The organism is Rhodococcus sp. NPDC060176 (assembly GCF_042728675.1).
Taxonomy (GTDB): domain Bacteria; phylum Actinomycetota; class Actinomycetes; order Mycobacteriales; family Mycobacteriaceae; genus Rhodococcus_F.
In genome coordinates this window covers 854,079-870,745 of the sequence record NZ_JBHWYS010000002.1, presented here as the reverse complement: position 1 = coordinate 870,745, position 16,667 = coordinate 854,079, and the positions used below count along the sequence as shown (strand labels likewise).

Genomic DNA, 16,667 nt, shown 5'->3' with positions numbered 1-16,667 from the left:
CCTCCCCTGTGATACCTCGGAGGTAGGGGGATCTCACTCTGCAGTATGAGGACTTTCGGGGTTCGCCTTCATAGGCTTGACGGGTGATCAAGGTCCGAAGGAAGAACAGGGGTGCACCGGATGCGCCCGCACCGACATTCGCCACTGCCGGGTCGATGCTGTCCGGCCTCGACGGGGCGGTAGTGCATTCGGAGAAAGTGCGCCGCGCAACCCGTTTCGTGGCCCACGGTCAGTTCTGGAACTTCGTCATAGTCGCGGTCACCTTGATCCTCTACGCGATCGCGTGGCCGACACTGCAACTGACGCATCATGTTTCGCCGCCGATCATGCCGTTCGTCGCCGCGTTGGCCGCCTTTCCGTTTGTCCTGATCCGGATCAACGCACCGTTGGGGTGGGCGGTGTCGGCGGTGTCGGCGCTGATCATCCCGTTGGTGTTCGACAACACGCCCGGTTACGACTATCCGTGGCAGGTCGTCCACATCATCGTGCTGATGTGTTTGCTCGCCGCGGTGAGCCTGCGAGCGCCCATTCAGGTTGTCGGTGTCGCCTGGATCGCCACGGTGCTGCTCTTCCTCGGCAACGCCCCGGGAAGCGACGGAGCGGGTTGGGCTGTCGGGCTGAGTGCCCTGGTGGTCTTCTGCCTGTTGATCCGCTGGTTGGTTCTCTCGCGCCGCCAGTTGGCCAAGCAGGAGGAAGTCAGTGAACTCGAACGCACTCGGCGAACGATCCTCGAGGAGAAGGCGCGGATCGCCCGCGACTTGCACGACATCGTGGCCCACCACATGTCGATGGTGGTCGTGCAAGCGCAGAGTGCGCCATACCGACTCGATGCCGTCACTCCGGAGATCCGGACCGAATTCGAATCGATAAGTGAGACAGGGCGAGCCGCGCTCAACGAGATTCGTGGTCTCCTCGGAGTGCTGCGCAGCGATGGTGACTCTGTGGTGACGGCCCCGCAACCGGGCGTCGACCAGTTGGACGAACTGCTGCTCGGCAGTACCCGTGCCGGACTTCCGGTGTCGTGGCGAGTCGACGGAGATCGAGCGTCCGTCTCGGAATCCACGGGACTTGCGCTGTACCGGATAATTCAGGAGTCGATCACCAATGCGGCCAGGCATTCACCTGGCGGACCCATCGAGGTCGCTGTGGCGTTCGGCCCGCAATCGGTGAGCGCGCTCGTGAACAACGGACCTTCGCCACTGGGTGGCAATCAGCACTCGGTGTCGGAAACCACTGGTGGCAATGGAATACGCGGAATGCGTGAGCGGGCTTCGGCCGTGGGCGGCATGCTGTTGGCAAACCGGCGCGAGGACGGAGGGTTCGAGGTCCGGGCCGAGTTGCCGTCGATGCCCGCCTAGGCTGTCCGAGTGCCCATCACAGTATTCATCGCAGACGACCAGGCGATGGTTCGACAAGGGTTCGGAGCCCTACTCTCCGCCCAGCCCGACATCAGCGTGATCGGCGATGCGCCGGACGGCAAGATCGCCGTCGCCGAGGTCGCGCGATTGCGTCCGGATGTGGTGTTGATGGATGTTCGCATGCCCGAGATGAACGGACTCGACGCTGCCCGCCAGATTCTGTCCGCCGGATGGGAACCGCCGGTGCGAGTCCTCATGCTCACCACTTTCGACATCGACGACTACGTCTACGAGGCCCTGAGCGTCGGGGCGAGTGGGTTTATGCTCAAGGATGCACCGGCCGAGGAACTGATTCGGGCGGTACGCGTGGTCGCCGAAGGGCAGGCCTTGCTGGCGCCGACGGTGACGCGTCGGCTGATTGCCGATGTGACCAGCCGGCGGGCGGCCCCGCGCGCACGGCCCGCAGCGCTCGACGCCCTGACCCCGCGTGAGCGCGAGGTCCTCGAACTGATCGCCCGCGGATTGTCCAACGTCGAGATCGCCGAGCGACTGTTCGTCGCCGAGCAGACCGTCAAGACCCATGTCGGGAAGGTGCTGTCGAAGCTCGATCTACGAGATCGCGCCCAGGCAGTCGTGTTGGCGTACGAAAGCGGGCTCGTCACGCCAGGTTAGCGATCCCGTACGGCGCGGCGTTGCGGCTCGGCAACGCCGCTATCCTGCGGCAATACGGTGACTGGGGGAAGATGGACACCAAGATCCACAATCCGGTCACGAGAGGTGCTGCACTATGCGAATCGGAATCCTCACGGGCGGCGGCGACTGCCCGGGCTTGAACGCGGTCATCCGCGCCGTCGTACGTACGTCGGCCGGTCGTTACGGCAGTACCGTGGTCGGATTCCGGGACGGCTGGCGAGGACTTCTCGAGGACCGCAAGGTCCCTCTCGATGCGGACGATCGCATCAACCGCATCCTCACTCGCGGCGGCACGATCCTCGGCACCGCTCGCGTGAACCCCGACAAACTGCGCGCGGGCCTCGATCAGATCAAGCAGACCCTCGACGACAACGGGATCGACGTCCTGATCCCGATCGGCGGCGAAGGCACACTCACCGCGGCCAGTTGGCTTTCCGAGAGTGGCGTGCCCGTGATCGGCGTGCCCAAGACGATCGACAACGACATCGACTGCACCGACGTGACTTTCGGTTTCGACACCGCCTTGGCCGTCGCCACCGACGCCATCGACAGACTCCACACCACGGCCGAATCACACCAGCGGGTCATGCTCGTCGAGGTCATGGGCCGGCACGCGGGCTGGATCGCGCTGCAAGCCGGACTGGCGTCGGGGGCACACCTGACGCTGGTTCCGGAACAGCCGTTCGACGTCGACGAGGTGTGCGCGATGGTCAAGAAGCGCTTCCAGCGCGGTGACTCCCACTTCATCTGCGTCGTCGCCGAAGGTGCGATGCCCGATCCCGCGTCGATGACTCTGCGCGAAGGTGGCATCGACGAGTTCGGCCACAAGATCTTCACCGGAGTCGCGCAGCAGCTCGGCAACGAGATCGAGCGTCGGATCGGCAAGGAAGTTCGCACCACCGTCCTCGGGCACATTCAGCGCGGCGGCACCCCGACGCCGCACGACCGCATCCTCGCCACCCGCTTCGGCGTACATGCCACCGACGCAGCTCACCGCGGAGATTTCGGTCAGATGGTCGCCTTGCACGGAACGTCCATCGACCTCGTTCCGCTCGCCGAGGCGACCCGCAAACTCAAGACGGTGCCCAAGGAGCGCTACGAGGAGGCAGCCGCATTCTTCGGCTGAGCCGCAGACGCATAAACTGATCACCATGACTGCTGTCGATGCGCCCGACATCCTCGATTACGACGAAGTACTGACCAAGTACGAGCCTGTGATGGGTATGGAGGTGCACGTAGAACTCGGCACCGCGACCAAGATGTTCTGCCCGTGCCCCACCGAGTTCGGTGCCGAACCCAATACCCAGGTGTGCCCGGTCTGTCTGGGCATGCCCGGTTCGTTGCCGGTGGTGAACGCAGCTGCTGTCGAATCCGCGATCCGGATCGGCCTTGCGCTCAACTGCTCCATCACACCGTGGGGTCGATTCGCGCGTAAGAACTACTTCTACCCGGATCAGCCGAAGAACTACCAGATCTCCCAGTACGACGAGCCGATCGCAACCGAGGGCTACCTCGACGTGATCCTCGACGACGGCACGACGTGGCGTGTCGACATCGAGCGCGCGCACATGGAAGAGGACACCGGAAAGTCCCTCCATGTCGGCGGTGCTACCGGCCGTATCCACGGCGCAAGCCACTCACTACTCGACTACAACCGTGCCGGTGTGCCGCTGGTCGAGATCGTCACCAAGACCATCCACGGTGCCGGCGAGCGCGCTCCCGAGGTTGCCCGTGCCTACGTGACGGCGCTTCGTGATCTGCTGAAGTCCCTCGACGTCTCCGACGTGCGGATGGATCAGGGATCGATGCGTTGCGACGCCAACATTTCGCTGATGCCGATCGGCGCCGAGGAACTCGGAACGCGTACCGAGACCAAGAACGTCAACTCCCTCAAAAGTGTCGAGGTCGCGGTTCGCTACGAAATGCGCCGTCAGGCAGCAGTTCTCGACGCCGGCGGTGAGGTCATCCAGGAGACCCGTCATTTCCAGGAAGCCGACGGCACCACCGCCGCCGGACGCCGTAAGGAAACGGCCGAGGACTACCGCTACTTCCCGGAGCCCGATCTCGAGCCTGTTGCCCCGAGCGCCGAGTGGGTGGAAGAACTGCGCGGCACCTTGCCGGAGCTTCCCTGGATTCGCCGCGCGCGGATCCAGAAGGACTGGGGAATCTCCGACGAGGTCATGCGCGACCTCGTCAATGCCGGTGCCATCGATCTGGTGATCGCGACCACCGAGGCCGGTGCGTCGCCCGAGGCAGCGCGGTCGTGGTGGCTGTCCTACCTGTCACAGCAGGCCAACACCCGTGGCGTCGAACTCGGTGCTCTGCCGATCACCCCGGCGCAGGTTGCGCAGGTCGTCGCTCTCATCGACAGCGGCAAGCTCAACAACAAGGTCGCTCGCCAGGTCGTCGATCACGTCCTCGACGGCGAAGGTGATCCGGAGCAGGTTGTCGCGGCGCACCCGGAGTTGGTCGTCGAACGTGACGAAACCAAGCTCAAGGCAGCCGTCGACGAAGCGCTCGCAGCCAACCCCGACATCGCGGACAAGATCCGCAGTGGCAAGGTGCAGGCCGCCGGAAAGATCGTCGGCGACGTCATGAAGGCCACCCGTGGGCAGGCAGACGCGGCTCGTGTGAAGGAACTTGTCATCGAGGCGTGCAGCTAATCCTCGGTAGCGAACGCTGATGCCCGGCCGAATCGAATTCGGCCGGGCATCAGTGTTTTACCGCTGTCGATCTGGATACTGTCGATCTACAGACCAGGGACCACAACCGCGCGGCCGCTGAGCGTTCCGGCGGCCAGTCGTCGATACGCTTCGGCTCCGTTGTCGAGGCTGAAGGTCTCCACCGCTATGTCGAAGATGCCGGCGTGGGCGAGGTCGATCAATTCGATCAATTCGTTGCGGGCACCCCAGTAAGGAACGGTCACCGAAGCCTCGTAAGGACTTTGGAAGAACCCGACCTTGGCATGCGCCTGCCCATCGCCGATCCCGACGATGGTGACGTCGGATCCGACGCCGGCGACAGCCATCGCGGTGTCGATGGTGGGCTGGTAGCCGACGAAGTCGAGAACCAGTGCGGCGCCCTGACTTCCGGTGATCTTGCGGACGTTCTCGGCCGCATCCTTGTCGGAGAGCACCACTTCGTGGGCGCCGACCTTGGTTGCCAGTTCGAGCTTGTCCGCGCTCACGTCGAGTGCGATGACCGTGGCTGCCGAGAGGTGGCGGAGGAGCTGAATGGCGACGTGGCCGAGACCACCGGTGCCGATGACAACCGCGTACGAGCCTCCGCGAAGTTTCGGCAGAGAACGCTTTATCGCGTGATAGGGCGTCAGGCCAGCGTCGGTCAGTGGCACTGTCTTGATCGGGTCGAGGTCGCCGATCGGGACGAGATGGCGAGGTGAGTCGACGATCATGAACTCGGCCAACGCGCCGGGGGCGCCGAGACCGGGAGGATTGATGCCGAGTTCTTTTGCGCGAGAACAGTAGTTCTCCAGTCCCTGCGAGCAGTGCCAACAGTTGCCGCAACCCCAAGGCCCGTAGACGACGACATTGGTTCCGATGTCGAGTCCCTCGACACCCTCGCCGACGGCGGCGACCCGGCCGGCGCCTTCGTGACCGAGAGTAAGCGGAAGGCCGTAGGTGTACTGCTCTTCGGGCAGGCTCATGATGAAGTCGTCCGAGTGACAGACGCCGGCCGCGGTTACTTCCAGGAGCACTTCACCGGGACCGGGCTCGGGTTTGGGAATCTCCGTGAGTTCGGGCTCTGCGCCGATTCTCGTGTACTGGATTGCCTTCATTCCGACTCCTTTGTCGTGGTTGGCCAACCGGTCCTGGAAGTGCGTATGGAAATCAGAGGCTCAGTCGATCCCGCCGCTGCCACTCGGCATCGGGATCTTGACCACCTTGTCGTCGTTCGGACCCGGCTCGCCTGCGGTTTTGTTTATCGTGCTCGCCCACATCAAACCGTCGGATCCGAGTGCCAAACCGCCCAGTTGGCCGTACGTGTCTTTCGCCACTGCCGACGGCGCGGTCGTGACGGCACCTGTTCCTGGATCTGCGGCCAGCGCCGAGATCGCTTTGCCGACCCCCAACGCGACAGCTACCACTCCCTGCGCCGCAATGCACCCTCCGACGCCGGGTCGGTCAGGCCACGTCCAAGCGGGGGACGTCACCGTTCCGTCGGAGCCGACACGTTGGAGGCGATCCTCGAGAGTGGTTCGGTCGGTCACCCACGTCGCGATACCCGGATCCACACACACGCCGCCGCCGTTCCCGATTCCGGACAGAACAACTTCCGGGCGAGGCGGCGCTGCGTTGGGCGTCAACGATCGGACTCGCAACAGTTTCCCCGCCAACGAGCCGGGATCCTGAGCAACCGCAGGGTTTCCGGTATCGCCCGTCAGGACCATGAGCTGGTCCGGGGCCGCGAACTCCAGTGACCCGCCGTTGCCACTCGCGCCGCGTGGAATTCCACCGAGGACTTCCTTTGCGGTGTCGCCCGGCGCGATGCGGACCACCCGGTTGTCGGTACCGGTGGTGACGTAGGCATAAATCAGATTGTCTTCGACAAATGTGGGGGAGAGGGCGATGTCGAGCAGTCCGCCGTCGCCGCTGCCGTCAACGTCGATCTTGGCGACCTCGACGGGCGTCGTGTTGGGCGCCACCTGCATGATTCGGCCGGTCCGACGTTCGGCGACCAACCCCGAGTTCCCGTCCGGGAGTGTGACGAGCCCACCCGTGGTGTCGAGACAGGTTGCGATCACGGCAGTGTCGGCGTCCTGACAGGGGCCGAGAGGGCCGGTACGCGGCGCCGGCGGCGTGGTCGAGGGCGGCGGATTCTCCGGCTGCACTTCGGCGCTGGCCTGGTTGGTCGGCTCGGGTGTGAACGGCGAGGCAGTCGATTCGTCGAAGTCGGCGCAACCTGCGAGCAACGATGTCCCGAGCACCAGAGCCAGTGCGCCCAGCGCTGCATGCCTACCCGTAGTCATGCCCAAGACGTTACGTAACCCACGGCCGATGCCGCCACGCCGGACCAAGGTTCCCCGTCGAGTTCGTGAATCGGTCATAGGCTCACCTACGTGACTGACGAGCGAAAAGATCCCAGCGAGTTGTCGGATGCGGACAAGCCGACGGGCAATGTGTCCAGTCCGTATGATTCGCCCACCGAACAATTTCCGACGGTGAGCGCCAAAAACCCGTTGCCGCGTACCGACGACGATCTTGACTTCGGTTCCACGAACGCCAACTCCCTCACCGAACAGATACCGACGTATCGCGCACCGGGCGCGGATCAACCGACGGTGGCTCTCGAGCGTGAGACGGCGTACGACGCTCCGATCGCCGCTGTCCCCACCGCCGAAGCGGTGGCAGGTACAACGGAGGCTCCGCGGAGTCGAGGCACTCTCGACCTCGGCTTGCTTGCCTTGCGGTTGGCCGTCGGTGGAACTGCGTCGGTGCACGGTCTGCAGAAGTTGACCGGTATCTGGAACGGGCCGGGTCTGGGCGGGTTCGAGGCGATGCTGGCGGATGCCGGGTTCCAGCAGGCGAAGTGGATGGCGATACTCGGCGCCGTCGGTGAGGTCGCGGGTGGCGCGCTCCTGATCCTCGGGTTGCTGACTCCCGTTGCGGCAGCGTCGGTTCTGGCCGTGATGATCAACGCGTGGGCGCTGCGTCAGGCGAGCGCCCCGGGTCTCGAGTACTTCGCCCCGGCCGGTACCGAATACGAGATGCTGCTGGGAATCTGCGCCGGCGTCATCATCTTGACGGGTCCTGGCCGAATCGCACTGGATGGTCGTCGGGGCTGGGCCACCCGCCCGTTTGTCGGGTCGCTCGTGGTCTTGATTCTCGGCATCGCTGCCGGCGTCTGCACTTGGATCTTCCTGAACGGTGCCAATCCGCTCATCTGAAATTCGCACAACCAAAACGAACCGCCGCCTTCCGAATCGGAAGGCGGCGGTTCGTTTGTGAAGGGTCAGTCCTTGACGAGTACCGGATCGGCATTCGCAGACGGGATGGCCGTCCCGTCCTTGAGCTTGCGACCGAGGACCGACTTGCGGTGTCCGTACGCGAAGTACACGAGCACACCGATGGCCATCCAGACGAGGAAGCGGATCCAGGTCTCGACCGAGAGGTTGAGCATCAGCCAACCGCAGGCGAGCACGGCGACGATCGGAACGAACGGAACCAGCGGGACGCGGAATCCGCGCGGCAGGTCGGGGCGGGTGCGGCGTAGGACGATAACGCCGACGCAGACGAGGACGAACGCGAAGAGCGTGCCGATGTTGACCATTTCTTCGAGCGTGCCCATGGGGAAGAAGGCTGCCAGGACGGCGACGATGCCGCCGACGATCAGCGTGATGCGCAGTGGGATGCCCTTGGCGTTGGTCTTGGCCAGGCTGCGCGGCATGAGGCCGTCACGGGACATGGCGAACAGGACGCGGGTCTGGCCGAGCATCATGACCATGACGACTGTTGTCAGGCCGGCCAGGCCACCGAAGTTGATGGCCGTCTGTGCCCAACCGATTCCGTTTGCCTCGAATGCGGTGGCAAGGGTGGCGCTGGAATCGCCGACCAGCGGGCTGCCGTCCTTGAGTTCGGTGTACTTGACCATGCCGGTGAGGACGAGTGTGACGGCAACGTAGAGCACGGTGACGATGGCGAGCGAGCCGAAGATTCCGCGCGGCAACGACTTCTGCGGGTTCTTGGTTTCCTCGGCCGTGGTCGCAACCACGTCGAATCCGATGAATGCGAAGAACACCAGGCTGGCGGCGGCGAGCAATCCGTATGCGCCGTAGCTGCTTCCACCGGCGCCGGTCAGCCAGGAGAACAATGTCTGGTGGATTCCGCTGGCAGAGCTCTCGGCCCCCTCGGACGGCGGGATGAAGGGGGAGTAGTTCTCCTTCTTGATGTAGAACGCGCCGACGACGATGACGAGCAGTACTACCGCGATCTTGATTGCGGTGATGACTGCGGAGACTCGCGAGGAAACCTTGGTGCCGATCGCGAGGATCAGCGTGATCGCTCCGATGATGAGCAGTGCGCCCCAGTCGAAGCTGATCGATCCGATGTGCGCGGTGGTACTGCCGCTGGCACCGATGACGTTGCCGAGATAGAGCGACCAACCCTTGCCGACGACAGCGGAGGCGAGTGCGAACTCGAGGATGAGGTCCCAGCCGATGATCCAGGCCGCGAACTCACCGAACGTCGCGTAGGAGAACGTGTATGCGCTGCCGGCGACCGGAACAGTGGAGGCGAACTCCGCGTAACACAGTGCGGCAAGGCCACAGGCAATGGCAGCGAGAACGAATGCCAGTGAAATGGAGGGTCCTGCGACATTGCCTGCGGTTCGAGCAGTCAGCGTGAAGATGCCTGCGCCGATGACGACGGCGACTCCGAATACCGTGAGGTCCTTCGCGGTCAATTCCTTCTTGAGCTTTGTCTCAGGCTCGTCGGTGTCCGCGATCGATTGCTCGACGGATTTGGTGCGCCATATGCCGACTCCGGGCATGTATTGCTCCTTGGTTGTTTCCTCGTCGACCTTGTGGGTGACGGGCGGTGGCTGACTGTCGTCGTTGTGATGTGCGTCTCAGCGACCTGATGAGGGAACCACTGGTGAGCGCCGTGTGCAAGTCAGCTCGCTCGAACTGACCGAAATGATCACCTGACTGAAAGTCATCCCCCCTCATGTATCTGAATTGATCAGCTGGTGTCTGGAACCCTACGTCCAAGTGAATTCGCTCACGAGTCGGACGCGCGATTCGGTCTGAAATGTCTGATAGCTCATATCGTTCCGTTGGTGCTCCGCGTGTCGCCCGGTTATTCGGTACCTGTCGGTCGGTCTTGCTCTCGATGAGTTGCATCAACCCAACTGGTTTCACCTCGCCGGAGCAACACCGCGTACCTGGATGCACTCGAGCGTCAATCACGCGTCGTGGCAGAGTGTGTCGGCGACGGGATGATCGGATTGGGTTGTGGTTCAGGCTCATACAACACCGAAGGGGTATGGCGTGTTCGGACGCGGTCGATCCCGCGTTCTTCTCCGACAGCGTCAGGCGTGACATGGCGAACTCCGAGGCGAGATGAACCCGACTCTGTCGCGAGCCGCACGCACACTGACAGAAAAGATCCCCGGCCGAAAAGCGGCCGGGGATCTATTCTCGATTCTTGGCAGAACTTACGGAACGTAGCGAACCGCGCCCTTGTCGGCGGACGTTGCCAGAGCGGCGTAGGCGCGCAGCGCTGTCGTCACGGTGCGCTGACGATCGACCGGCTGCCACGGGCGCTCCGAGGTCTCCATCTTGGCGCGTCGCTCGGCGAGGACGTCGTCGTCGACAAGGATCTCCAGCGTGCGAGAGGCGACGTCGATGCGAACCTGATCGCCGTTCTGGACGAGACCGATGATTCCGCCTGCGGCAGCCTCGGGGGAGATGTGACCGATGGACAGCCCGGAAGTTCCGCCCGAGAAACGACCGTCGGTGATCAGTGCGCATTCCTTACCGAGGCCCGCGCCCTTGAGGAAGGCGGTGGGGTGCAGCATTTCCTGCATGCCGGGTCCGCCCTTGGGGCCTTCGTAGCGCACGACGAGAACGTCGCCGGCCTTGATCTTCTTCTGCAGGATGACCGAGACGGCTTCTTCTTGGGATTCGACGACCAGCGCCGGGCCCTGGAAGGAGAACAGTTCCTCGTCGATGCCGGCCGTTTTGAGGATTGCGCCGTCGAGTGCGATGTTGCCGCGCAGGACAACCAAGCCGCCTTCGACGGTGTAGGCGTTCGCGACGTCGCGGATGCAGCCGCCGGCCGCATCCGTGTCGAGGGCAGACCAACGGTTGTCCGTGGAGAACGGTTCGATGGTACGCACGCCGCCGGGAGCCGCGTGGAAAAGCTCGATTGCTTCGTCGGTTGCCTTGCCGGAGCGGATGTCCCAGTCGTCGAGCCACTGATCGAAGCTCTTGGTGTGCACGGTGGAGACATCGGTTTCGAGGAGTCCGCCGCGGCGAAGCTCACCGAGCAGTGCGGGGATTCCGCCGGCGCGGTGGACGTCTTCCATGTGATAGTCCGAGTTGGGGGAGACCTTGGACAGGCACGGCACCTTGCGGCTGATCGCGTCGATGGTGTCGAGGTCGAAATCGACCTCGCCTTCCTGCGCCGCAGCCAGCGTGTGCAGGACGGTGTTGGTGGAACCGCCCATGGCGACGTCGAGAGCCATTGCGTTGCGGAACGCTGCCGGGGTCGCGATGTTGCGCGGCAGAACCGACTCGTCGCCGTCGCGGTAGTACTTGAGGGCGGCCTCGACCACTGTGGTGCCCGCACGAGAGAAGAGTGCGTGACGCGCTTTGTGAGTTGCCAGAGTGGAGCCGTTGCCCGGCAAAGCGAGACCGAGGGCTTCGGTCAGGCAGTTCATGGAGTTGGCGGTGAACATGCCGGAGCAGGACCCGCACGTCGGACACGCGCTGCGCTCGACCTCGTCGAGGCCTTCGTCGGACACGGCATCGTTGGCAGAGGCGGAGATCGCGGTGATGAGGTCGGTGGGGGCTTGGGCCACGCCGCCGACGACCACTGCCTTACCGGCCTCCATCGGACCACCGGAGACGAAGACGGTCGGGATGTTCAGACGCATCGCGGCGTTGAGCATGCCGGGAGTGATCTTGTCGCAGTTGGAGATACACACCAGTGCGTCGGCCGTGTGGGCGTTTGCCATGTACTCGACCGAGTCGGCGATGATCTCGCGGCTCGGGAGCGAGTAGAGCATTCCGCCGTGGCCCATTGCGATGCCGTCGTCGACTGCGATGGTGTGGAACTCACGAGCGACGCCGCCGGCTGCACTGATGGCCTCGGCAACGATCTCGCCCACGTTCTTGAGATGCACGTGGCCGGGTACGAACTGGGTGTACGAGTTCGCTACGGCGACGATCGGCTTGCCGAAGTCGGAATCCGTCATTCCTGTGGCGCGCCACAGGGATCGGGCTCCGGCAGCATTACGTCCGATGGTGGTGGTGCGTGACCTCAACGGGGGCATGGGCGTGTTCCTTATGTGATCGTTGCTGGTCCACTCAAATAGAAGCGAGGGCCTTTCAACGCTACTCGCGTGCTATTGGCGCTTCTCTTCGGGCTGGACCGAACCGTTGTCGGTGTTGTCGGACTCGACCTCGGCTTCTGCTTCGGCTTCTGCCGCTGCGTCTTCCTCTTCGGCTTCCTTGGCCGCGAAGGCTTCTGCGGCCGATGCGTAGGGATCGGTGATGCGGCCGCCGCTGGCGATCGCGATCTCGGGAAGCCTGACGAAGCTGACCGCAGGCAAGGTCACCTCGGTTCCGTCGGTGAGTTCTGCGCGCGCCCAGCTGCGCTTCGGGAAGCGGAAACCCTTGACGTCGTCCCAGGCGAGGGTGCGCTTGGAGAACGTCGAGCGGACCTCGAGACCGTCAGGGCTGACGGTGGTGCGCAGTCGCGCGACGAGATAGACGGCGATGATCGGAAGGATCAGCAACCAGCTGAAGGCGACGGGCCACCCGAAGATCGGGAAGCTGACCGCGAACAGAAGGAACGCGCACGCCATGTAAGCGAGCTGCGAAATGCGGATGACGTGCCGAAGGGGTTTCGGCGTGTGGGATGATTGAGCCGGTGGCACGGGCTGCTGCGAAGTTGACACCTCTACATCTTCGCATTGCAGCCGATGTATCTCAGATTCTGGGACGGTCGACTCACCAAGTTTGCCGTTCGCGACTAGCGCCTCTACTGTCGAGTGCGTGAAACAGAATGAGTTGCTCGTAATCGGCCGGCGCGTCGTCGCCTGAGTCGATTTTTCAACTCACCAGATAACGACGCGCCACCCTCGCTCAGCAGATGCTGACGGGGGTTTTTTGTTGCCCGGAGCCAAATCAGAGGATTTCCCAGTGAGCGCACCAACAGCACGGCCTCAACCAACGCCGCGCAAGTCAGGGACACCGAGCCCGACAACCGCGGCTGCCGCAACCCAGACGGCCAACCGTCGCCAGCTCCCGCCCGAGCGGGTAACCGGCGCGCAGTCTGTGGTTCGAGCCCTCGAAGAGCTCGAGGTCGACACGGTATTCGGCATTCCCGGCGGTGCCGTGCTCCCGGTTTACGACCCACTCTTCGATTCGGTCAAGGTCCGCCACGTGCTCGTGCGCCACGAGCAGGGTGCAGGCCACGCTGCCACCGGTTACGCCCAGGCGACCGGCAAGGTCGGCGTGTGCATGGCTACCTCGGGTCCCGGTGCGACCAACCTGGTCACGCCGCTGGCCGACGCGCAGATGGACTCCGTTCCGATCGTCGCGATCACCGGACAGGTGGCGCGCTCGCTCATCGGTACCGACGGCTTCCAGGAAGCCGACATCTCAGGCATCACGATGCCGGTCACCAAGCACAACTTCCTGATCACCGACGCGATCGACATCCCGCGCATCATGGCCGAGGCGTTCTACCTCGCAGCCAGTGGTCGCCCCGGCGCCGTCCTGGTCGATATCCCGAAGGACATCCTGCAGTCGCAGACCACGTTCTCGTGGCCGCCGGAGATGCGTCTGCCGGGATACCGCCCGGTCACCAAGCCGCACGGCAAGCAGGTACGTGAAGCTGCACGTCTGATCGCCGACGCCAAGTCGCCGGTGCTGTACGTCGGTGGCGGCGTCATCAAGTCCGACTCCTCGCCGGAGCTGCTCGAATTGGCCGAGCTGACCGGAATCCCCGTCGTCACCACATTGATGGCCCGCGGCGCGTTCCCGGACAGCCACGACCTCAACTGCGGTATGCCCGGTATGCACGGCACCGTTGCCGCGGTCGCCGCTCTGCAGCGCAGCGATCTCCTGATCACCCTCGGCGCGCGTTTCGACGACCGCGTCACCGGTCAGCTGAATTCCTTTGCGCCCGATGCCAAGGTCATCCACGCTGACATCGATCCGGCCGAGATCGGCAAGAACCGATACGCGGACGTCCCGATCGTGGGCGACTGCAAAGAGGTCATCACCGAACTCATCGAGGCGATCCGTGCCGACATGGCCACGGGTACCACGTTCGACCTCACCGTGTGGTGGGCGTACCTGAACGACATCCGTCGTACCTACCCGCTGAGCTACGACCGCCCCACCGACGGTCAGCTGAGTCCGGAGTACGTCATCCAGACCGTCGGCAAGCTCGCCGGACCGGATGCCATCTACTGTGCCGGCGTCGGACAGCACCAGATGTGGGCCGCGCAGTTCGTCGGTTACGAGAAGCCCCGCACGTGGCTCAACTCGGGTGGACTCGGCACCATGGGCTACGCGGTTCCCGCGGCCATGGGCGCCAAGATGGGCATGCCCGACACCGAGGTGTGGGCGATCGACGGTGACGGCTGCTTCCAGATGACCAATCAGGAACTCGCAACCTGCGCACTCGAAGGTATTCCGATCAAGGTTGCCCTGATCAACAACGGCAACCTCGGCATGGTGCGTCAGTGGCAGACACTCTTCTACGAAGAGCGCTACTCCAACACCAACCTCGGAACGCACGGCGCCATCCGCATCCCGGACTTCGTCAAGCTCGCAGAAGCATTGGGCTGCCACGGAATTCGTGTCGAGCGCGAAGAAGATGTCGAAGCTGCGATCCGTGAGGCGCAGTCCATCAACGACAAGCCTGTCGTGATCGACTTCATCGTCACCGCCGACGCACAGGTGTGGCCGATGGTCGCTGCCGGAACGAGCAACGACGAAATCATGGCGGCCCGGGGCATCCGGCCGCTGTTCGACGACGACGAGGCAGTTGCCGAGCCCGCCGTCATCCACGAAGCCATGTCACGCGAGCAAGCCGGACCCGCCGCGGGCACAGGGGAGGATCAGAAGTGAGCACCAGTCACACCCTCAGTGTTCTCGTCGAGGACAAGCCAGGCGTGCTGGCTCGCGTCTCCGCACTTTTCTCCCGCCGCGGATTCAACATCGAATCCCTTGCGGTGGGCGGAACCGAGATCCCCGAGATCTCACGTATGACCATCGTCGTCACGGTCGACGAGTTCCCTCTCGAGCAGGTGACGAAGCAGCTCAACAAGCTGATCAACGTCATCAAGATCGTCGAGCAGGACGGTGAAGCATCCGTCGCTCGCGAGCTCGTGCTCATCAAGGTGCGCGCAGATGCAAGCGTGCGCACGCAGGTCATCGAAACGGTGAACCTGTTCCGCGCCAAGGTGATCGACGTCTCCCCGGAGTCCGTCACCATCGAGGCGACCGGTACTCGGTCCAAGCTGGATGCACTGCTGCGGATGCTTGATCCGTACGGTATCCGGGAGATCGTTCAGTCCGGGGTCGTGGCAGTCGGTCGAGGGCCGAAGTCGATCACGGCCACCCGCTAGTACTTTTAGACACGTAAAAATCCAAGGAGAGGTTGAGAACTGTGGCAGTCGAGATGTTCTACGACGACGATGCCGATCTGTCGATCATTCAGGGCCGCAAGGTTGCTGTGATCGGCTACGGAAGCCAGGGCCACGCCCATTCGTTGAGCCTGCGTGACTCGGGCGTCGATGTGCGCATCGGCCTCAAGGAAGGCTCCAAGTCCCGTGAAAAGGCTGAAGAGCAGGGGCTGACGGTCGGTACGCCGGCCGAGGTTTCCGAGTGGGCCGACGTCATCATGGTGCTCGCACCTGACACTGCTCAGGCGAGCATCTTCACCAACGACATCGAGCCGAACCTCAAGGACGGCGACGCGCTGTTCTTCGGTCACGGCCTGAACATTCACTTCGACCTGATCAAGGCTCCGGAGTTCGTCACCGTCGGTATGGTCGCTCCCAAGGGACCGGGCCACCTGGTGCGTCGTCAGTTCGTCGACGGCAAGGGCGTTCCCGCGCTCATCGCCATCGACCAGGATCCCAAGGGTGAAGGCCAGGCTCTCGCTCTGTCCTACGCCAAGGGCATCGGTGGAACGCGCGCAGGCGTCATCAAGACCACGTTCAAGGAAGAGACCGAGACGGACCTCTTCGGCGAGCAGGCCGTGCTGTGCGGCGGCACCGAGGAACTGGTCAAGACCGGTTTCGAGGTCATGGTCGAGGCCGGCTACGCACCCGAGATGGCGTACTTCGAGGTTCTGCACGAGCTCAAGCTCATCGTCGACCTCATGTACGAGGGTGGCATCGCCCGCATGAACTACTCGGTGTCCGACACCGCTGAGTTCGGTGGATACCTCTCCGGCCCGCGCGTCATCGACGCCGACACCAAGGAGCGCATGAAGGCGATCCTGGCAGACATCCAGTCCGGCGAGTTCACCCGTCGTCTGGTTGCCAACGTCGAGAACGGCAACACCGAGCTCGAGGGCCTGCGCAAGGCCAACGCCGAGCACCCCATCGAGGTCACCGGCAAGAAGCTGCGCGACCTGATGAGCTGGGTCGATCGTCCGATCACCGAAACCGCGTAATTCGCAGTTTCACGCTCCACGTCTCCACTGGCCTGATGTCGCGCCGGTTCAATTACGTTGAACCAGCGCGGCATTGGGCCGGAGTCGTTTTCCGGGTCGGCTGAGTCCGGATTCATATTGCATCGAGAATTTGCCCGCGAAAGTGTCCACTATGTGGTATTGCCTACCGCGTTGTGGATTCGAAGTCAGCGCGCACTAAACTATCGGTGGTTAAACCACCTTCACACCCACCTAA

13 protein-coding genes are annotated in these 16,667 nt (G+C 63.6%); 8 read left to right on the top strand and 5 right to left on the bottom strand.

Annotated elements, in window-relative coordinates; genetic code table 11:
• Positions 1–83: 83 nt before the first annotated feature.
• The 4 genes from ACFWEM_RS12420 to gatB all read left to right on the top strand — a co-directional run bounded on the left by ACFWEM_RS12420 (position 84) and on the right by gatB (position 4,714).
• The gene (locus tag ACFWEM_RS12420) at positions 84–1,358 is read left to right on the top strand and encodes a sensor histidine kinase (protein ID WP_378533856.1); all 1,275 of its coding nucleotides are present in this window, start codon (positions 84–86) and stop codon (positions 1,356–1,358) included.
• Between the two features lie 9 nt (positions 1,359–1,367).
• Entirely contained in the window at positions 1,368–2,030 is a 663-nt protein-coding gene (locus ACFWEM_RS12415) for a response regulator transcription factor (protein ID WP_007729374.1), read from the top strand.
• Between the two features lie 115 nt (positions 2,031–2,145).
• Positions 2,146–3,177 carry an ATP-dependent 6-phosphofructokinase gene (locus ACFWEM_RS12410; RefSeq protein WP_283303701.1) on the top strand — a complete coding sequence of 344 codons (1,032 nt, stop codon included), beginning with the start codon at positions 2,146–2,148 and terminating at the stop codon, positions 3,175–3,177.
• Between the two features lie 25 nt (positions 3,178–3,202).
• Entirely contained in the window at positions 3,203–4,714 is a 1,512-nt protein-coding gene (gene gatB, locus ACFWEM_RS12405; protein WP_378533854.1) for an Asp-tRNA(Asn)/Glu-tRNA(Gln) amidotransferase subunit GatB, read from the top strand.
• Positions 4,715–4,800: 86 nt separating this feature from the next.
• On the opposite strand, the gene ACFWEM_RS12400 is transcribed toward gatB, so the two are convergent.
• Both ACFWEM_RS12400 and ACFWEM_RS12395 read right to left on the bottom strand, forming a co-directional pair.
• The gene (locus ACFWEM_RS12400; RefSeq protein ID WP_378449117.1) at positions 4,801–5,847 is read right to left on the bottom strand and encodes an NAD(P)-dependent alcohol dehydrogenase; all 1,047 of its coding nucleotides are present in this window, start codon (positions 5,845–5,847) and stop codon (positions 4,801–4,803) included.
• 60 nt (positions 5,848–5,907) lie between these two features.
• On the bottom strand, positions 5,908–7,038 hold the full coding sequence (locus ACFWEM_RS12395) for a PQQ-dependent sugar dehydrogenase (RefSeq protein WP_378534549.1): 1,131 nt from the start codon (positions 7,036–7,038) through the stop codon (positions 5,908–5,910).
• A 90-nt stretch (positions 7,039–7,128) separates the two neighbouring features.
• On the opposite strand from ACFWEM_RS12395, the gene ACFWEM_RS12390 reads away from it, so the two are divergent.
• On the top strand, positions 7,129–7,956 hold the full coding sequence (locus ACFWEM_RS12390) for a DoxX family protein (RefSeq protein WP_378533852.1): 828 nt from the start codon (positions 7,129–7,131) through the stop codon (positions 7,954–7,956).
• Between the two features lie 65 nt (positions 7,957–8,021).
• On the opposite strand, the gene ACFWEM_RS12385 is transcribed toward ACFWEM_RS12390, so the two are convergent.
• The 3 genes from ACFWEM_RS12385 to ACFWEM_RS12375 all read right to left on the bottom strand — a co-directional run bounded on the left by ACFWEM_RS12385 (position 8,022) and on the right by ACFWEM_RS12375 (position 12,671).
• Positions 8,022–9,557: an amino acid permease gene (locus tag ACFWEM_RS12385; RefSeq protein ID WP_378533850.1), complete on the bottom strand. Its 1,536-nt coding sequence runs from the start codon at positions 9,555–9,557 to the stop codon at positions 8,022–8,024.
• A gap of 666 nt (positions 9,558–10,223) precedes the next feature.
• The gene (gene ilvD, locus ACFWEM_RS12380; protein ID WP_378533848.1) at positions 10,224–12,065 is read right to left on the bottom strand and encodes a dihydroxy-acid dehydratase; all 1,842 of its coding nucleotides are present in this window, start codon (positions 12,063–12,065) and stop codon (positions 10,224–10,226) included.
• A gap of 72 nt (positions 12,066–12,137) precedes the next feature.
• On the bottom strand, positions 12,138–12,671 hold the full coding sequence (locus tag ACFWEM_RS12375) for a PH domain-containing protein (RefSeq protein WP_378534547.1): 534 nt from the start codon (positions 12,669–12,671) through the stop codon (positions 12,138–12,140).
• Between the two features lie 265 nt (positions 12,672–12,936).
• On the opposite strand from ACFWEM_RS12375, the gene ACFWEM_RS12370 reads away from it, so the two are divergent.
• Genes ACFWEM_RS12370 through ilvC form a run of 3 tightly spaced genes read left to right on the top strand, consistent with a single transcriptional unit; the run spans position 12,937 to position 16,432 of the window.
• Positions 12,937–14,877: an acetolactate synthase large subunit gene (locus ACFWEM_RS12370; RefSeq protein WP_378450048.1), complete on the top strand. Its 1,941-nt coding sequence runs from the start codon at positions 12,937–12,939 to the stop codon at positions 14,875–14,877.
• A complete protein-coding gene (gene ilvN / locus ACFWEM_RS12365; RefSeq protein WP_003944718.1) occupies positions 14,874–15,377 on the top strand; it encodes an acetolactate synthase small subunit in 504 nt (167 codons plus the stop codon). The genes ACFWEM_RS12370 and ilvN overlap by 4 nt, the downstream gene beginning before the upstream one ends.
• A 53-nt stretch (positions 15,378–15,430) precedes the next feature.
• Complete coding sequence (gene ilvC / locus ACFWEM_RS12360; RefSeq protein ID WP_030535412.1) at positions 15,431–16,432, top strand: ketol-acid reductoisomerase; 1,002 nt, start codon at positions 15,431–15,433, stop codon at positions 16,430–16,432.
• Positions 16,433–16,667 lie beyond the last annotated feature (235 nt).

Bases quoted from the DNA above. Each gene is read 5' to 3' on its own strand.
- ilvC (WP_030535412.1), top strand. From the start codon at position 15,431: ATGTTCTACGACGACGATGCCGATCTGTCGATCATTCAGGGCCGCAAG.
- ACFWEM_RS12410 (WP_283303701.1), top strand. From the start codon at position 2,146: ATGCGAATCGGAATCCTCACGGGCGGCGGCGACTGCCCGGGCTTGAAC.
- ACFWEM_RS12395 (WP_378534549.1), bottom strand. From the start codon at position 7,038: ATGACTACGGGTAGGCATGCAGCGCTGGGCGCACTGGCTCTGGTGCTC.
- ACFWEM_RS12400 (WP_378449117.1), bottom strand. From the start codon at position 5,847: ATGAAGGCAATCCAGTACACGAGAATCGGCGCAGAGCCCGAACTCACG.
- ACFWEM_RS12385 (WP_378533850.1), bottom strand. From the start codon at position 9,557: ATGCCCGGAGTCGGCATATGGCGCACCAAATCCGTCGAGCAATCGATC.
- gatB (WP_378533854.1), top strand. From the start codon at position 3,203: ATGACTGCTGTCGATGCGCCCGACATCCTCGATTACGACGAAGTACTG.
- ilvD (WP_378533848.1), bottom strand. From the start codon at position 12,065: ATGCCCCCGTTGAGGTCACGCACCACCACCATCGGACGTAATGCTGCC.